This is a genomic window from Nocardia xishanensis NBRC 101358 (assembly GCF_001613365.1).
Lineage (GTDB): Bacteria > Actinomycetota > Actinomycetes > Mycobacteriales > Mycobacteriaceae > Nocardia > Nocardia xishanensis.
Window position 1 is genome coordinate 18,869 of the sequence record NZ_BDCF01000001.1, and the last position, 15,813, is coordinate 34,681.

Consider the following 15,813-nt stretch of genomic DNA (forward strand, 5'->3'; position numbering starts at 1 on the left):
TGCTCCAATTATGACAGATGTGGACCGATCGGTTCATCGAAAGGACGGAAATCAATGAGTGCGCCCGCCCAGATCGATCCGGCCCAGCTTTCGGGCCTCGAATTGCTGAAGTTCGCGATGACGCCGAAAGACCGTCCGCCGTTCATCGGCGACCTGCTCGGCATGGAGGCCGACGTGCTCGAGCACGGCAAGGTGGTGTTCAGCCTGCGGACCCGCCAGGAGTTCGCCAATCCGCTCGGCAGCACGCACGGCGGCATCTGCGCGACCCTGCTCGACTCGGTGATGGGCTGCGCGGTGCACAGCACCCTGGAAGCCGGCGTCGGCTACAGCACGCTGGAGCTCAAGGTCAACTACATCCGCGCGGTGCCGACCGACGGACGCGAGCTCACCGCCACCGGCACCACCATCCACGTCGGGCGCACCACCGCGACCGCCGAGGGCCGCGTCGTCGACGACCAAGGCCGCCTCGTCGCCCACGCCACCACCACCTGCGTCATCTTCCGCTGAGGAGCATCGTCATGACCGAACGTGACACCCTGCGAAAGTTCAAGCGAGAGAGGATGATCGGCCGCTACATCGCGAACCCCGCGGTGGCGGCGCTCGATCGGCTCGGCATTCGCACCGCGCTCGTTTCCGAGCTGGAGACCACGGGCGCGAAAACCGGCCTGCCACGCCGGGTTCCGGTGACCGCGTCGTTCGACGACGCCGGCGCCTGGATCATCTGCCAGCACGGCCCCCGTGCCGGCTGGGCCCGCAACATCACCGCCGACCCTAAGGTCCGCATTCGCCGCGGTGACCGCTGGTACACCGGCACCGCTGCGTTCGTCCCCGGCGACGACGTGGTGGCCAGGGCGCGCAGCTTCGCCACCGGCAGGATCGCCCGGCCGGTTCTGGCGTGGACGATCAAGGCGCTGGAGACCGAGCCGATCTCGGTGCGGGTCACCTTCGCCGCGGCCTGAGGTCTTCGCCAACGCTTTTGGGGGCAGCACGGAGCGTAACGAGACGGGCGGGGCGGACCGGTTTCACAGGTGACGTCGTCCCCGTCGAATCACCGAGGAGTCATCATGTTTCATCTCGTCTCCGTCCCCAGCAACCCGATCGAAGCGCTGCTGCGGACGCTGTCCCTGCTGATGTGTTCCCTCTCGTCCGGCGAAGGGTGCGCGGTCATTCAGTGACGGACGGCGCGTTCGCATCTCGGCGCAGCGCGCCGGGGGTGAGCGGCTCGTCGAGCAGGCGCCGGAAGCGGTCGGCGCGGTCGTCGGCGTCGACGGCGCGGTCCAGCCAGCCGCCGAGCAGGCGATATCCCTCCACGTAGGTGCTGATGTAGGCGCGCCACAGCGGCGAGGAGAGGAACCGCAGCGACTGACGCGCCCGCTCCGGTGTCACCAGATTCCACCGCTGCAAGAACTCCGCGACCTCGGTCTCGTCGCGACGCCGATCGTGCAGTAGCAGGGCCGCGTCCTGGCGCACGGCGAGCAGCTTCGCCGAGGCAGTCGACAGGCGCTCGGCGCGGTCGCCGTCGAAACGCAGACCGAGATCGGCGTAGATCTCCTGCGCCCACTTGCCCCAGCCGGGACCGACGATCGAGCGCAGCGCCAGATCCGCGAGGCCCTCTGCCATCAGGCACTGCGGCGTGTTGACCAGGAACAACGTCTGCTCGGCCTGCCCGTCCGCCACCAGACCGGCTTCCTTGCGGCAGTGCTCGGTGTGGTGGCCGGGGTAGGACTCGTGCGCGATCAGGTGCGGCAGGTTCGCCATGTGCTGCTTCAGATCGGAGTTGATCGCGACCGTGGAGCGGTAGTTGCCCAGGTAGTAATTGAATCCGGACCACGGCTTGTCGCCGACCACCTCGTAGGTGACGTGCTCGTGGTCGGGCAGCGGATAGCGTTCGCGAACCAGCTCGCGCAACGCGCCGGAGAATGCCTCGACGCAGACGCGCAACCGCTCCGGCGGGATCTCGTCCGCCTTGCGGTGCGCGGCGACCCGCTCGGCCAGCGGTCCGTCGCCGCCGAGCACCTCGTCCATCTGCCGGTGCGCTTCGCGATAGTCCTCGATGTCGCCCGGCGCGATGTCGACGTCGAAGTAGGCGCGCACCTCGTCGACGAAGCCGATGTCCTCGCCCGCGAACTTGCGGCCCGAGCACTCCAGCGCGCGCAGGTGCACATCGAGGAACTCCGTGCGCTCCGGCGCCAGACCTGCATCGGGCAGCGCCGCCCGTAGGTCGGCGGCGCGCCGGGCCAGGTCGCGAGGCAGAGGTGCTGGGGCGTTTTCCATCTCGCGGCGCAGCCGCGGATCGCCGGTGTAGGCGTCGACGAAACCTTCCTCGAGCCGGTCGAAGGCCAGGCCGAGTCGCAGGTACTCGGTCACGAGCGGATGCGCTTCCATGCCAGCCGAGACTAGCGGGTGCCGCGCACGGTATCGAGGTGGTTACCAGCCGGTAGCGGCACCCCCCGTTTCACACAAGGGTGAAGCGGAGGAGAATTCGACCATGCGGCGAGAGCTAGATCGAATCTCACAGGGCCGAACCGGCTTGTGTGCGTGTTTGCCGAAACGGAGCGTCGGGTAAGTGGCACGAATGAGCGAGCCGAGTCCCTATGTGGAATTCGACCGTAAGCAGTGGCGAACGCTGCGCAAATCGACTCCGCTGGTGCTCACCGAGGAAGAGCTGATCGGCCTGCGCGGCCTCGGCGAACAGATCGACCTCGAGGAAGTCGCAGAGGTCTATCTGCCGCTCGCTCGTCTGATCCACCTGCAGGTCGCCGCCCGTCAGCGCCTGTTCGCCGCGACCGCCACCTTCCTCGGGGAGAAGCATCCGGATCAGCAGGTGCCGTTCGTGATCGGCGTCGCGGGCAGCGTCGCGGTCGGGAAATCGACTACCGCGCGTGTGCTGCAGGCATTGCTGGCCCGCTGGGATCATCATCCGCGTGTGGATTTGGTCACAACCGACGGGTTCCTCTACCCCACCGCCGAACTCACCCGGCGCGGCATCATGCACCGCAAGGGTTTTCCGGAGAGCTACGACCGGCGCAAACTACTGCGCTTCGTCACCGAGGTGAAATCGGGCGCGCCCGAGGTGTGCGCTCCGGTGTATTCGCACAATTCCTACGACATCGTGCCCGGCAAATTCCACTGTGTGCGTCAGCCGGACATCCTCATCGTCGAGGGACTGAATGTGCTGCAAACCGGTCCGCGCCTGATGGTTTCGGATCTGTTCGATTTCTCCATCTACGTCGACGCGCGTATCGAGGACATCGAAAAGTGGTATGTGCAAAGGTTTCTCACCCTGCGCAGAACCGCCTTCGCCGACCCCAACGCCCACTTCCACCACTACGCCGGCTTCACCGACGACCAGGCGACCTCCACCGCCAAGGAGATCTGGAACTCCACCAACCGCCCCAACCTGGTCGAGAACATCCTCCCCACCCGCCCCCGCGCCACCCTCGTCCTCCGCAAGGACGCCGACCACAGCATCAACCGCCTCCGGCTACGGAAGTTGTAATCGCCCTCGCGCCGCCGATTCGGCTGTGGAAGTTGTAATTGCCCTTCCCGCAACGCGTCACGCTGCGGCGGTAGCACCACCCCCTGCAGACCCGTCTACACTCCACCGCCCGGCTATCGTCTATTCCGTTGCCGCCCATGAGCTTCCAGCCTGCAATCGGCAGGGTAGTATCGGGCGATCGAATGTGGGGCTCGGGGGCCTATGAGCCCCTACAACCACCAGGCTTGGTCCAACCGGCTCGCCACGTCGATGTCGAGTACCGCCGTGATGTGCGGTTTGCGGATTTCGGTGGCGATGTAGCGGGCGACGAAGCGGCGGATCTCGTGGTCGACGCCGACGAGGACGCGCAGCAGCTGGGCGCGTTTGGTGCCCGCGGCGACGTTGACGCGGACGTCGCGCTGCCGGGGTTCGGCGATGTCGATGAGGACACGGAGCGGTTCGGCGGTGCGGGCGGTGAGGTGCAGGTGGATTGTGCCGTCCACTTCGAAGCGGTGCCGGTCGATGCCGAGGTCGACGAGCATGCCGACGCGCAACGGGAGGACCAGCTCGAAGGTGATGACCTCGTCGAGGCGGCGGTGCACCTGCGGAATGCCAAGGCGCACATGGGCGACGACCTTGGCCAGCCCGGCGGGCCCGACCCGCAGGGGGCCGACATCGAAAGCCGCGCCGGTCAGCTTGCCGAACGCGCCCGCGACGCGCTCCTCGGACACGGCGTACTCGAGGAAGCGGCGACCGAACTCCTCATAGCTCAGCTGCCTGCCCGATCCGTCACCGGTCGGCGCGGGGGCGGGCGCAGGCGGGGTCCGCGTCAGAACATGCACAGACCGGACGGTACTGGAGTGTGGCCGTTTCAGACCCCGAAACGGCGATGTCGCGCCGCGTAATCGCGCAAGGCGCGGAGAAAATCCACCCGGCGGAACTCGGGCCAATACACCTCGGTGAACCATATTTCCGAGTATGCGCTCTGCCACAGCAGGAAGCCCGAAAGCCGCTGCTCACCCGAGGTGCGGATGACCAGATCCGGGTCCGGCTGACCCGAGGTGTAGAGATGCTGACCGATTGCGTTCACGGTGATCGACTGCACCAGATCCTCGCCGGTCTCTCCCGCCGCCATCTCCTGGCGCACCAGCGAACGCACCGCGTCGGTGATCTCCTGGCGCCCGCCGTATCCGACCGCCACGTTGACGTGCACGCCCTTACGCCCCTCGGTCTGCTCCGCCGCGGTGCGCAACCGCTTGGCGATCAGCTCGGGAAACCCGTCGAGCGAACCGACGATGCGCACGCTCCAATCCCGTTCCGGCGCCGAGAGCTCTTCGACCACATCGGTGATCACCTCGAACAGCGTTTCCAGCTCATCCGGGTCCCGCTGTAGATTCTCGGTCGAAAGCAGGTAGACGGTGACCATCTCGATGCCCTCGTCCGAACACCAGCCGACCAGCTCCGCGATCTTCAGCGCACCGACGCGGTGGCCGTGACTCACGTCGGTGAACCCGTTCTCCCTGGCCCACCGGCGATTGCCGTCGCACATGACCGCGACGTGTCGTGGGTGTTGTTTGTCGGCCAGCTGCTTGGACAGCCGCGCCTCGTAGATGCGGTAGGGCAGACCACGCACCCGGCTCCGAAGCTCCACGGCGTCCAACAGTACGCCTCGACGACGCGATCACGGCATCGGCCGCGATTCCCCGGTACAGTGACAGCCGGAGTCAACCTACGGTTGCGTAGGTTACTTGCCAGTTAACTAGGAGGTCTCTGACGTGTCCGAATCTGTCGGCGCCGCCGAGGCGGAGCTGGCCGGAACCTCTCCGGCCGAGGCGCTCGCCGCGCTGGTGAAGCCGCGGATGCGCGGCTGGATCCACACCTGGGCGGTCGGCATCGCCGCAATCGCGGTGATCACATTGGTCGCCGCGGCGGCCACCGTGTCCGCGACGGCGGGCTGGTCCACCCTCGTGTACGGCCTCACGGTGTGCGGGTTGTTCGGCATCAGCGCCGTCTACCACCGCGTCACGTGGCAGACCCCGCGCGCCCGGATCAGGATGAAACGCGCGGACCATTCGATGATCTTCCTGTTCATCGCGGGCAGCTATACCCCGTTCGCGCTGCTCGGCCTGCCGGGAAGCACCGGGCAGACGCTGCTCGCGGTGGTCTGGGCGGGTGCCCTGGCCGGCGTCGCGCTGAAACTCTTGTGGCCGACCGCGCCGCGCTGGGTCGGCGTGCCTCTATATCTGTTGCTCGGGTGGGCGATCGTGCCGGTGGCCGGGCAGCTCAACGACCAAATCGGCATCGCGCCACTGATCCTGCTGCTGATCGGCGGGCTGATCTACAGCGGCGGCGCGATCCTCTACGCCACCAAGTGGCCGAATCCGTGGCCGACGGTCTTCGGACACCACGAGTTCTTCCACGCCGCGACAGTGCTCGCGGCGCTGAGCCACTACATCGCGATCTGGTTGGTCGTGCTGCGCTGAGTTGGTCGTGAGCGCGGTGCCGAGTTTCGCATTGCCGACCCTGCGGCCCTATTCGGCCGGATAAGCTGCTCATTCGTGTCACTTCTCGCCGCCTGTGCCCGGTCGACGTCCTCGCCGGGTGGTCGCGCGTCGTGATCGCCAAGCTCGTCGTCTGGGCGCTGAAGGCCCGCTGGGGTCTGTCGGCGGTGGTCATCACCGCGAATCTCAGCGGTCTGGCCGTGATCGTCACCGGGCTGTGGCTGAGCGGGTTCTTCGGCGGGCTCGGCGCGGACTGGATGCGCACCATGGTCCTGGTCGCGATCTACCCGGTGATCGGCTTGCTCGCCGGTGTCGGGTTGGCCATGCGCGATCGGAACAGATACTTCGGCTGGCTCGACCAGACCCGTAGACCGACGCCCGAGGAGGCGCGCAGACTGCTGCGGCTGCCGATCGCTATCACCGCCCGAGCGCTCGCGCTCTGGATACCGGGCGTGATCGTGGTGACGGCCACCTTCACCCACCTGAACGAGATCGACTCTCCCGGCGTGACGGCGTCGCTGTTCACCCTCGGCGCGTTGCAGTCCGCGGCGGTGACCTTCCTGATCGTGGACCGGCTGATCCGGCCGACCATTCCCGTGGTTTCCGCGGTGCTGAGCGACACCATGCACTGGAGCTCCTCGGTGCTCATGCGGGTGATCGTCACGTGGGCGGTCGCGGGCGCCATGCCGCTCGCCATGCTGATCGCGGTACTGGCCGACCCGGCCACGCCCGCGTCGGACCGCATCCGCACGGCCATCTATCTGTCGGCGGTCGGCATCGGCGTCGGCGCGCTGGCCACCGCCATCCTGGCGCGTGCGGTGGCAAGCCCGATGCGGACGCTGCGGCTGGCGCTGGATCTGATCAGCAGGGGCGAGACGCACGTCAGGGTGCCGGTGGGCAGCAGCAGCGAGATCGGGCGGCTCGAACACTCGGTCAACGAGCTGGCCGCCAATCTGCGCGAACGAGAACGGATGCGCGCCGTGTTCGGCAGGCACGTCGGCGCGCAGGTGGCCGAGCGGGCGCTCACCGGAGGCATGGACCTGACCGGTGACGTGCGCGTCGTCTCCGCGCTCTTCGTGGACGTGACCGGATCGGTCGCGCTGTCCACTGGCCTGCCGCCGCAGGAGTTCGTCGCCAAGCTGAACCGGCTGCTCTCGATCGTCGTCGCCGCGACCGAGGAGAACGACGGACTGGTCAACAAATTCGAGGGCGACGCCGCGCTGTGTATCTTCGGCGCGCCGATCGCGCTGCGGGACAACGCGACTCCCGCGCTGCGCGCGGCCCGCCGCATCCGCGACGAGGTGACCGCGAGCGGCGAGCTGGACATCGGCATCGGCGTCGCGCACGGCCAGGTGTTCGCCGGGGACGTCGGCACCGACACCCGCCTGGAGTTCACCGTCATCGGCGACGCGGTCAACGAGGCCGCCCGCCTGACCACCGAGGCCAAGGAGGCGCCCCGCCGAATCCTGGTGAGCGGCACGGTGATCGATGCCTCGGCCCCGCACGAACGCGAGCGGTGGAGGCTGTACGACAACATCCTGCTGCGCGGCATGCAGGAACCGACGGCCTGCTGGACCGATATCGAGCAGCCCGCAATCTCGGGCGACGACGCACCGGAACCTGCACTCGGTGGTGCCGACAACCCCGCGGGCACCACCTCGGAACCCACGCCCGGCAGCGTCGGCAACCGCGTGCCCGCCGACGCCACTTCGGAAGCCGTCGTCGATGCGGCACCGATCAGCGCCATGACCGAAATACGTAGCGCCGCAACCGAAGGCGAGTAGCCCGCAGCCCGGTTCGCACGGCGAACCTGGCGCCCGCTATCGGTCAGGCGCTGCGGGGTTTGCCGAACTCCTCGATCAGCACGGGATACTGCTCACCACCGTGTCCGGCGGCGATCGCCCGGTCGGCCATCGCCTTGATCAACCTCGGCAGTTCGACGTTGACGCCCACCGCCTCGCTCTCCTCGATCAGGTGTGCCATCGCCCGCGCGTCGGTCTCCAAGGCCGACACTTCGGCCGGGAAGGAGCCGTTGTCGATCTGCTCGGCGTACCCGGGCAGCCATTCGGCCACACCGGCCGCGATCTGCCGTGCGAACGGCGCGTATGTCGCCGCGTCGACACCGGCCGTCCTGAGCAGGGCGGTGCCATGGAGCCAGGCGTTCAGGACGCTCCACATCATGGCCAGCCCGGCCACGTCGTACAGGGACGCCAGCCCGTGGTCCGCGCCGAGGTAGGTGACCGTGCCGAGCGCGTCGAGCGCCGGCTTGTGCGCGTCGAAGTCCGGCTGCGGACCGCTGTGCAGAATCACCGCCTCGGCGGTCCCGATCGCGGGCGGGATGGCCATGATGGCCCCGTCGAGGTAGTGGGCGCCGCGCTGCGCGGCCCATCGGGCGGCTTCCCTGGCCTGGGCCGAGCTGCCCGAAGTCAGATTGATCAATGTCGTTCCCGCCAGGTCGTTTTCGCTGCCGCCGAGCAGTTCGTACACGGCCCGGTAGTCGGTGACGCAAAGGATCGTGAGGGAGCTGGCGGCGAGCGCGTCGGCGACAGTCGGCGCCAGCCGTGCTCCCTCGGCCACCAGCCGGTCGGCCTTGGATGTCGTGCGATTCCAAACGGTCGTGGGATGCCCGGCCTTCAAGAACGCCACTGCGAGCGCCTGGCCCATCAGCCCGAGTCCGATGACTGTCACGGGTGTTTCGGTGTTTTCCATGGCAGCATCGTCAACGTTGATACCGGTGTGAAGGTCAAGCGAGGATTCGATGCGGATCGGGGAACTGAGTCGTCGGACGGGCGTCAACGCTCACCAGCTGCGCTACTACGAGGCCCAGGGTCTGCTGGAGGCGGACCGCGGCGCGAACGGTTACCGCGAGTTCGACGAGAGCGCCGTGCTGCGGGTGAAGCAGATCCGGCACCTGCTCGGTGCCGGTCTGTCCTCCGAGGACATCGCGTACCTTCTGCCCTGCGCGGTCGGCGAGGCTCCCGAGCTGCCCGGATGTCCCGAGTTGCTGACGGCGATGCGATCCCGGTTGCAGCGACTGAACGATCAGATGGACAAGCTCGCTCGATCCCGCGACGCTCTCGCCGACTACATCGACGCGGCCGAGCGCATGGGCGGCGACAACTATCCGCCCTTCGGCGATGTCGCCGTGGAGCGCGTCCCCGCCTGAGCCAGCTTGCGCGCCGGAACCTGCACCACAGCATCGAATTTCGCGTTCGAGCACGCTGGTGGTCGGTCTCACCGGTTCGGCGCACCGGGCGGGGCTGCCCGCCGACGACGAGTGGCTGACGCTGGACGATCCGGTGCTCGCGGCGCGGGTCGCCGCCGCGCACGTCGCGACCCTCGACGGTCGCCTGGAGCCGCGGCGTGCGGTCTGCCGAAGCCGGGCACCGCCAACGAGATCGCGGCCACCGTGCCGGGCGATGTCGAGCGGCACAGGGGTTCGGAGTCGCCCGTGCGATTCAGCTGCGAGCAAGCGACTCCCGCAAATCCTCCGCCGTGGTGACCGGTAGATCGCAGACCGACCCGCGGCAGACATAGGCCGCCGCCGCACCGGACACCAGCGGCCGATCGACGAGCAGCGGAGCGGAATCCGGCGCTCCGGCCAGAACGACCGAGCCGCCCGGCGCGAGCTCGCGCGCCACGGCGAGCAATTCCGTTGCGGTGTCGGCATTCTCGGCCGCCGACGCGACGGCGATCTGGATCGGACCGCGCAACGCGGCCTCCGCCACGGTGAGCCACTGGCCCGCCGAGCGCGGCGCACGGGCGAGGACGACCGCACCGCGCCGGAGCGTCGCCTCCGCGAGTTCCCCGTAGCGCGCCGCCCGCTCGACATCGCTGACCGCCGCGGCGGTGAGCAGTGCCTCGGCGAGAGCCGAAGCACCGGCCGGGGTTGCGCCGTCGATCGGGTCGCGCGGGCGGGCGACGAGGGTTTCGGCGTCGTCGGCGGTGTCGAACCAGCTGCCGGGCGCCTCGGCATCGGCGAAGCGTTCGACGGCGGTGTCCAGCAGCCGCTGCGCCTGGTCGAGCCGCTCCGGGTCGCCGGTGGCCTGATACAGCGCGAGCAGGCCGGTGACCAGCCAGGCGTAGTCCTCCAGCACGCCCGCCGAGGCTCCGACCGCGCCGCCGAGCGAGGCCCGCCGCACCCGTCCGCCGACCACGTGCTCGGCGAGCAGATACCGCGCGCAGCGATCCGCGGCCGCCACCCAATCCGGCCGTCCCACTGCGGAACCCGCCTCGGCGAGCGCGGTGATCGCCATCCCGTTCCACGCGGTGACGACCTTGTCGTCGCGGGCGGGCTGCGGGCGACGGGCCCGTTCGGCGCGCAACGTCTCCCTGATCCGGTCGAACCGCTCCTGCTCGGCCGCGTCACGCGGATCGCGGTAGCGCGTGAGAACCGAGGTGCCCTGCTCGAAGTTCCCCGCCGTCGTCACCCCGAAAACATCAGCGGCCCAAGCGCCTTCGATGGGACCGAGCGCGCCGACCAGTTCCGCGGGCGTCCACACGTAGGTCGCGCCCTCGACGCCCGGACCGCCCGGTTCGAGATGAGTATCGGCGTCCAGCGCGGAGGCGAACCCGCCGTGCTCGGTCCCGAGGTCGTCGAGGATGAAGTGCGCGGTCTCGCAGGTGACACGGAGCGCGAGCGAATCCTGTGCGTGCGGTGTCCGGCGCGCCAAATGCGCGTAGGCGCGCAGCAATTGCGCGTTGTCGTACAACATCTTCTCGAAATGCGGTACCAGCCAACGATTGTCGACCGAGTAGCGAGCGAAGCCGCCGCGCAGCTGGTCGTAGATGCCGCCGCGCGCCATCGCGTCGGCCGCGCGCTGCACGACGCCGCGCACGGTCTGGTCGCCGGTGCGCTCCCAGCTGCGCAACAGTCCCTCCAGCAGCGCGGACGGCGGGAACTTCGGCGCCCTCCCGAATCCGCCGTGCTCGGCGTCCTCGTCGCGCAGCACCGCCGCCACCGCGTGGTCGAGCAGTTCGGGGGAGATGGTCAGATCGGCATCGGGTAGCCCGGCCGCCTGCGCGCGCAGGGCCTCGGCGACCTGCGCCGACGCCTTGTCGACATCCTCGCGCCGGTTGCGCCAGGTGTCGCCGACGGCGGTGAGCACCTCGGCGAACGAGGGCATCCCGCCGCGCCGATGCTTCGGGTAGTAGGTGCCGCAGTAGAACGGTTCGCCGTCGGGGGTGAGGAAGCTGGTCATCGGCCAGCCGCCCTGCCCCGTCATGGCGACGGTGGCATTCATGTAGACCGCGTCGAGGTCGGGGCGCTCCTCGCGGTCCACCTTCACGCAGACGAAGTGGTCGTTCATCAGCGCCGCGGTCGCCTCGTCCTCGAACGACTCGTGCGCCATCACATGGCACCAGTGGCAGGAGGCGTAGCCGATCGAGAGCAGGATCGGCACGTCGCGCCGCCGCGCTTCGGCCAGCGCATCGGCATCCCACTCCCACCAGTGCACCGGATTGTCCGCGTGCTGGCGCAGATACGGTGAGGTCGCTTTCCCGAGCCGGTTCATATCTTCCACGGTCTCACAAATCCGGCCACCCGCGCCGCACCCGCTTGACTCTACCGCCGCTGGAGACCGGAGGCTCGATCCGAGTCCGACAGGAGGAGATATCGTGAAACTCGATCTGGCCAAGAGCGACAAGCAGTACTACAGCGCACCGGCCGATCCGGTCCTACGCGCGTTCGACGGCTACGACTACGCCATGATCACCGGCTCCGGAGCGCCCACCGGGCCCGCGTACACCGACGCCGTCAAACTGCTCTATCAGGCCGCGTACCGAGCCAAGAAGATCGCAAAGGCGGACGGGCGGGATTTCGTGGTGCCGAAGCTCGAGGGTCTGTGGTGGGTGGAGTCCGACGAGCCGCCCCTCTCGGTGCCGCGCGAGCAGTGGCACTGGACCATGATGATCCGCATGCCGGAGGCGGTCACCGCGGCGATGCTCGGCGAGGGGCCCGTGCGATTCGAGCGCCTGGTCGAGGGCGAGTCGGTCCAGGCCCTGCACGCCGGACCGTATGTGACGGAGCCGGAGACGCTGTCGCGTATGGAGGCGTTCATGGCGGCCGAGGGACTTATCCCGCACGGACGCCACCACGAGATCTATCTGACCGATCCGAACAGGAGCCCGGACAGCCGGACGAGGACGATTCTGCGTCAGCCGGTGCGGCGGTCGAGCTGATCGACCGCGCTCCCGTTCGTCGTCCGGTCTATCGACCGCGCGCCGGAATCACCACTTACGACCGGTGTAGGCCAGCAGCTTGCGGTGCGGCGGGGCGTCATCCGGGATCGGCACCTCGGCCTCGTAGATACCCGGCGTGCGGAAGATATCGATGCCGCCCATGGCCCGCATGGTCGATAGCAGCTCGGCACACAGCGCGTCGTCGGCCAGGTCCGGCCGATCGATCGCCAGGGCGATGTCGACACCGTGCACCAAGACCTCGGTGAGGTGGATCATCGCGGCGGCCGGGCCCGGCATCGGGCCGAGGCCGATCCGCACCGTCGCCGTCGGCACGTCGGGTCTGCGCCACGCGGCGCGATCCACCTCGGCCGCGGCCGCGTAGGCGCCCTGCGGGTCGCCGCCCAGCCAGTCGTCGCCGCGCGCGCCGCGCGGATCGTTCCCACTCAGCGCGGCTGCGAAGGTGTGCATCCCACCCACCGTGTGGTTCAGTACCGCCCGCACATCCCAGTCACTGCACGGCGTCGGCGCGGCGAGCAGGTCGTCGTCGACTGCGGCGACGATCGCGCCGGTCATGTCGAGAGCGCGGTCGATCTGGCCGATCACAGTGTCCATGGGCATCCTTCGGTCGAGCGGAGTTGGAGCATTGATAGCACGACCGGGTGACAGGTGTCGGCCGACGCACAAAGCGGTGCGCCGACCCCGAAAGGCGGCGAAAACGATTGCGCCCCGCCGACTGTCGCGAATCAGCGATCGCGCGGGAGTGCCTCTACCTTGGCAAAAGCCTTGTGTGACAACAGAACTGACCATCGCGAAAGTGATAGCAGCAAAGCCGGTTCGGGAACCCGTTCCAGTCCGGCCTGTGACGAACTCGGCACCCGATCAGGTGTCAGCCCACTCGACAAGGCCTCGTTCGCCGAGTCTGGAAACCCGGGCTCGACGGGCGAGTTCGCGGTATCGCGCCGACGGTCGAGCCGCGCTCAAGTGGCTTGCGGTCGCCCCTCGGCGCCTGCGTCGTCGGGTCCGTCGGGCCGGTGCACCGCGCCGTGATCGGTCCCCTCGTCGGCTTCCTGATCCGGTTCGGGATGCTCGGGTTCGAAGGTCGGCGGCAGATTCTTCAGGTGCCGGTTCATCGAGCGCACCAGCAGGAAGGTGCCTGCGAGCAGCAGCAGAATGACGGCCAGGCCCAATGGCGATGCCTTGCCGAATTCGGGGCCGGTCGGCGTCCCCGGGGTTTGCGCGAGCAGTTCCAACATCACCGGGTCGCGTCCTCGATGCCCGCGAACAGGTCGGTCTCCGGGATGGCGGTGCGCACCCGGGTCTTGGCCAGCTCGAACTCCTCGGTCGGCCACAGCCGCTGCTGCATCTCCAGCGGGATCGCGAAGAAGGCGCCGTTCGGGTCGATCTGCGTGGCGTGCGCTCGCAGCGCGTCGTCGCGCTGCGGGAAGTACTTACCGCATTCGATCTGCGTGGTCACCCTGGACATCACGTCGCCGCGCTCCACCGCGTAGGCGCGAATGCGATCCAGCCACTCCTGCAACGGGAAGGGCTCGCCCATCCGCTCGTACTCGGCGGCGAACAGCTCCAGCCGCTTCATGCTGAAGCCGTGGTCGTAGTAGAGCTTGAGCGGCGTCCACGGCTCGCCCGCGCCGGGGAAGCGCTCCGGGTCGCCCGCCGCCTCGAACGCGGCCATCGACACCTGATGGCAGCGGATGTGGTCGGGGTGCGGGTAGCCGCCGGTCTCGTCGTAGGTGGTCATCACGTGCGGCCGGAACTCGCGCACCACGCGCACCAGCGCCTCGGTCGCCTCCTCCAGCGGCACCAGCGCGAAGCAGCCCTCCGGCAGCGGGGGCAGCGGGTCGCCCTCGGGCAGGCCGGAGTCGACGAAACCGAGCCAGGTCTGTCGCACGCCGAGCGCCCGCGCCGCGGCCGCCATCTCCTCGCGCCGGATCTCATCGATGCGCTCCAGCACCCCGGGCGTGTCCATCGCCGGGTTGAGGATGCTGCCGCGTTCGCCGCCGGTCAACGTCACGACGAGGACCTCGTGGCCCTCGTCGGCGTATCGGGCGGTCGTCGCGGCACCCTTGCTGGATTCGTCGTCTGGGTGGGCGTGCACCGCCATGAGGCGAAGGCCACTCACGTCTCGTTCACCATCGCTCTCGGTCGCGGGTGTCGGGTCTTCGTTCCCTATAGTTCCATTCGACCGTCTTTTGTTCCGACGTACCCCCCGGGAGCGACCAGTGACGAGCGATCCCACGCCCGAACGCAGCGGCGACTCGGCCGCCGAGCAGGCGCGGCGACACGCCGACCGCTACGGGACGAAGCCGCGCACGCCGCGGCGCAAACTGGCCGTTGCGCTCGGCCTTCTGGTGGTCGCGGCAGGCATGGGCGTCGCCTATCTCGGTTTCCAGAAGTTCGGTCCCGAGGACATCGACGCCGAGCAGCTCGGCTACACGGTCGTCGACGACTCCACCCTGAGTATCAGGATGAAGGTCACCCGCGACGAGCCCGGCGAACCGGTGGTCTGCTTCGTGCGCGCGATGGACCGCGACGGCGCCGAGGTTGGCCGCCGCGAGGTGCTGATCGGCCCGTCGACGAGCGGAACGATCGAACTGACCACGACGGTCCGCTCCTCCGCGCGACCCGCGGCGGGCAACATCTACGGGTGCAGCGACAAGGTTCCCGAATATCTCCGGGCGGGGTGATTCAGCACCTCCGCAGGGGGTAATTCAGTACCGCCGGACGGGGTGATTGGAGGCCTCCGCGCCAGGCGATCACCCGCCCAGATCGGTATCCAGCGGGGCGAATCGACGGCGCGACGCCGATAAAAATAACTCCGACCTGCGTTTTTGTGATTCATGCTAAAATGGCGTGATACACGGTTCCGTACCCCGGAGCCGTGTTTGCTGCATTGGCGGCCAGCGCTGCGCGTTCCGGGTTTTCGGGTTTGCCCGGAGCCGGGCCTGTCGGGGTTCGTAGGACCACCCCCCCAGGATGGCTCTCGCCGTCGGCTGGTGCATGCCTGCCTTCGGGTGGGTGATGCGGCAGTGCTCAGGGAATCCCGGCCCGCCGGGAACAACTACTAGGGAGTGATCGAGATGACTGAGACGAACGTGACCTGGCTGACCCAGGAGTCGCACGACAGGCTCAAGGGCGAACTCGACGCGCTCATCGCCAACCGTCCGGTCATCGCCGCGGAGATCAACGAACGTCGGGAAGAGGGCGACCTCAAGGAGAACGGCGGATACCACGCGGCGCGTGAGGAGCAGGGCCAGCAGGAGGCTCGCATCCGTCAGCTCCAGGAGTTGCTGAACACCGCCAAGGTCGGCGTCGCGCCGACCAAGTCCGGCGTCGCGCTGCCGGGCTCGGTCGTGAAGGTCTACTACGACGGCGACGAGTCCGACACCGAGACCTTCCTCATCGCCACCCGCGAAGAGGGCCTGCGCGGCAACTCCAACCTGGAGACGTACTCGCCGAACTCCCCGCTCGGCGGCGCGCTCATCGACGCGAAGGTCGGCGAGACCCGCGAATACACGCTGCCGAACGGCAACACCATGAAGGTGACGCTGGTCAGCGCCGAGCCGTACCACGGCTGATCCCGCCGCGCGCTCCTCGTCGGCGCGCGGGCGCCGATCCGGTCGCCGACCGGATCCGGAC

Annotated in this window: 17 protein-coding genes; 9 read left to right on the forward strand and 8 right to left on the reverse strand. The window is 68.5% G+C overall.

Translation table 11 applies throughout. The annotated features are described in order from the left end of the window. Positions 1–54 precede the first annotated feature (54 nt). Together NX1_RS00105 and NX1_RS00110 are read left to right on the forward strand one after the other, a co-directional pair. Complete coding sequence (locus NX1_RS00105; protein WP_068051720.1) at positions 55–507, forward strand: PaaI family thioesterase; 453 nt, start codon at positions 55–57, stop codon at positions 505–507. 11 nt (positions 508–518) lie between these two features. Then, a complete protein-coding gene (locus tag NX1_RS00110; protein ID WP_068051722.1) occupies positions 519–959 on the forward strand; it encodes a nitroreductase family deazaflavin-dependent oxidoreductase in 441 nt (146 codons plus the stop codon). 205 nt (positions 960–1,164) lie between these two features. Here NX1_RS00110 and NX1_RS00115 read toward each other — a convergent pair whose 3' ends face one another. Then, the gene (locus tag NX1_RS00115) at positions 1,165–2,385 is read right to left on the reverse strand and encodes a DUF885 domain-containing protein (RefSeq protein WP_068051726.1); all 1,221 of its coding nucleotides are present in this window, start codon (positions 2,383–2,385) and stop codon (positions 1,165–1,167) included. Positions 2,386–2,566: 181 nt separating this feature from the next. On the opposite strand from NX1_RS00115, the gene coaA reads away from it, so the two are divergent. Then, entirely contained in the window at positions 2,567–3,499 is a 933-nt protein-coding gene (gene coaA, locus NX1_RS00120; protein ID WP_068051729.1) for a type I pantothenate kinase, read from the forward strand. Positions 3,500–3,708: 209 nt separating this feature from the next. Here coaA and NX1_RS00125 read toward each other — a convergent pair whose 3' ends face one another. Further along, entirely contained in the window at positions 3,709–4,311 is a 603-nt protein-coding gene (locus NX1_RS00125) for a hypothetical protein (RefSeq protein WP_373864851.1), read from the reverse strand. Between the two features lie 38 nt (positions 4,312–4,349). Beyond that, a complete protein-coding gene (locus tag NX1_RS00130) occupies positions 4,350–5,138 on the reverse strand; it encodes an isoprenyl transferase (protein ID WP_084500698.1) in 789 nt (262 codons plus the stop codon). A gap of 148 nt (positions 5,139–5,286) precedes the next feature. Between NX1_RS00130 and trhA the strand changes: the two genes are divergently transcribed. Together trhA and NX1_RS00140 are read left to right on the forward strand one after the other, a co-directional pair. Continuing rightward, entirely contained in the window at positions 5,287–5,961 is a 675-nt protein-coding gene (gene trhA, locus NX1_RS00135) for a PAQR family membrane homeostasis protein TrhA (protein ID WP_373864852.1), read from the forward strand. A 131-nt stretch (positions 5,962–6,092) separates the two neighbouring features. Beyond that, positions 6,093–7,763, forward strand: a complete 1,671-nt coding sequence (locus NX1_RS00140; protein ID WP_084500701.1) for an adenylate/guanylate cyclase domain-containing protein — start codon at positions 6,093–6,095, stop codon at positions 7,761–7,763. Between the two features lie 43 nt (positions 7,764–7,806). On the opposite strand, the gene NX1_RS00145 is transcribed toward NX1_RS00140, so the two are convergent. Beyond that, on the reverse strand, positions 7,807–8,688 hold the full coding sequence (locus tag NX1_RS00145) for an NAD(P)-dependent oxidoreductase (protein ID WP_068051731.1): 882 nt from the start codon (positions 8,686–8,688) through the stop codon (positions 7,807–7,809). A 49-nt stretch (positions 8,689–8,737) separates the two neighbouring features. Between NX1_RS00145 and NX1_RS00150 the strand changes: the two genes are divergently transcribed. Then, positions 8,738–9,145 carry a MerR family transcriptional regulator gene (locus NX1_RS00150; RefSeq protein WP_068051734.1) on the forward strand — a complete coding sequence of 136 codons (408 nt, stop codon included), beginning with the start codon at positions 8,738–8,740 and terminating at the stop codon, positions 9,143–9,145. 292 nt (positions 9,146–9,437) lie between these two features. Here NX1_RS00150 and NX1_RS00155 read toward each other — a convergent pair whose 3' ends face one another. Further along, positions 9,438–11,492 (reverse strand): thioredoxin domain-containing protein, encoded by a 2,055-nt coding sequence (locus tag NX1_RS00155; protein ID WP_068051737.1) that lies wholly within the window; start codon positions 11,490–11,492, stop codon positions 9,438–9,440. Between the two features lie 103 nt (positions 11,493–11,595). Between NX1_RS00155 and NX1_RS00160 the strand changes: the two genes are divergently transcribed. Then, the gene (locus NX1_RS00160; protein WP_218024026.1) at positions 11,596–12,159 is read left to right on the forward strand and encodes a GyrI-like domain-containing protein; all 564 of its coding nucleotides are present in this window, start codon (positions 11,596–11,598) and stop codon (positions 12,157–12,159) included. A 48-nt stretch (positions 12,160–12,207) separates the two neighbouring features. On the opposite strand, the gene NX1_RS00165 is transcribed toward NX1_RS00160, so the two are convergent. The 3 genes from NX1_RS00165 to mca all read right to left on the reverse strand — a co-directional run bounded on the left by NX1_RS00165 (position 12,208) and on the right by mca (position 14,278). After that, positions 12,208–12,771, reverse strand: coding sequence for a TIGR03086 family metal-binding protein (locus NX1_RS00165; RefSeq protein WP_068051740.1), 564 nt, complete (start codon positions 12,769–12,771; stop codon positions 12,208–12,210). A gap of 365 nt (positions 12,772–13,136) precedes the next feature. Continuing rightward, positions 13,137–13,412, reverse strand: coding sequence for a hypothetical protein (locus tag NX1_RS00170; protein WP_068051744.1), 276 nt, complete (start codon positions 13,410–13,412; stop codon positions 13,137–13,139). Beyond that, on the reverse strand, positions 13,412–14,278 hold the full coding sequence (gene mca, locus NX1_RS00175; RefSeq protein WP_157119482.1) for a mycothiol conjugate amidase Mca: 867 nt from the start codon (positions 14,276–14,278) through the stop codon (positions 13,412–13,414). The genes NX1_RS00170 and mca overlap by 1 nt, the downstream gene beginning before the upstream one ends. 118 nt (positions 14,279–14,396) lie before the next feature. On the opposite strand from mca, the gene NX1_RS00180 reads away from it, so the two are divergent. Both NX1_RS00180 and greA read left to right on the forward strand, forming a co-directional pair. Then, on the forward strand, positions 14,397–14,861 hold the full coding sequence (locus NX1_RS00180; protein ID WP_068051747.1) for a DUF4307 domain-containing protein: 465 nt from the start codon (positions 14,397–14,399) through the stop codon (positions 14,859–14,861). A 393-nt stretch (positions 14,862–15,254) separates the two neighbouring features. Then, positions 15,255–15,752 (forward strand): transcription elongation factor GreA, encoded by a 498-nt coding sequence (gene greA / locus NX1_RS00185; RefSeq protein WP_067784632.1) that lies wholly within the window; start codon positions 15,255–15,257, stop codon positions 15,750–15,752. Positions 15,753–15,813 lie beyond the last annotated feature (61 nt).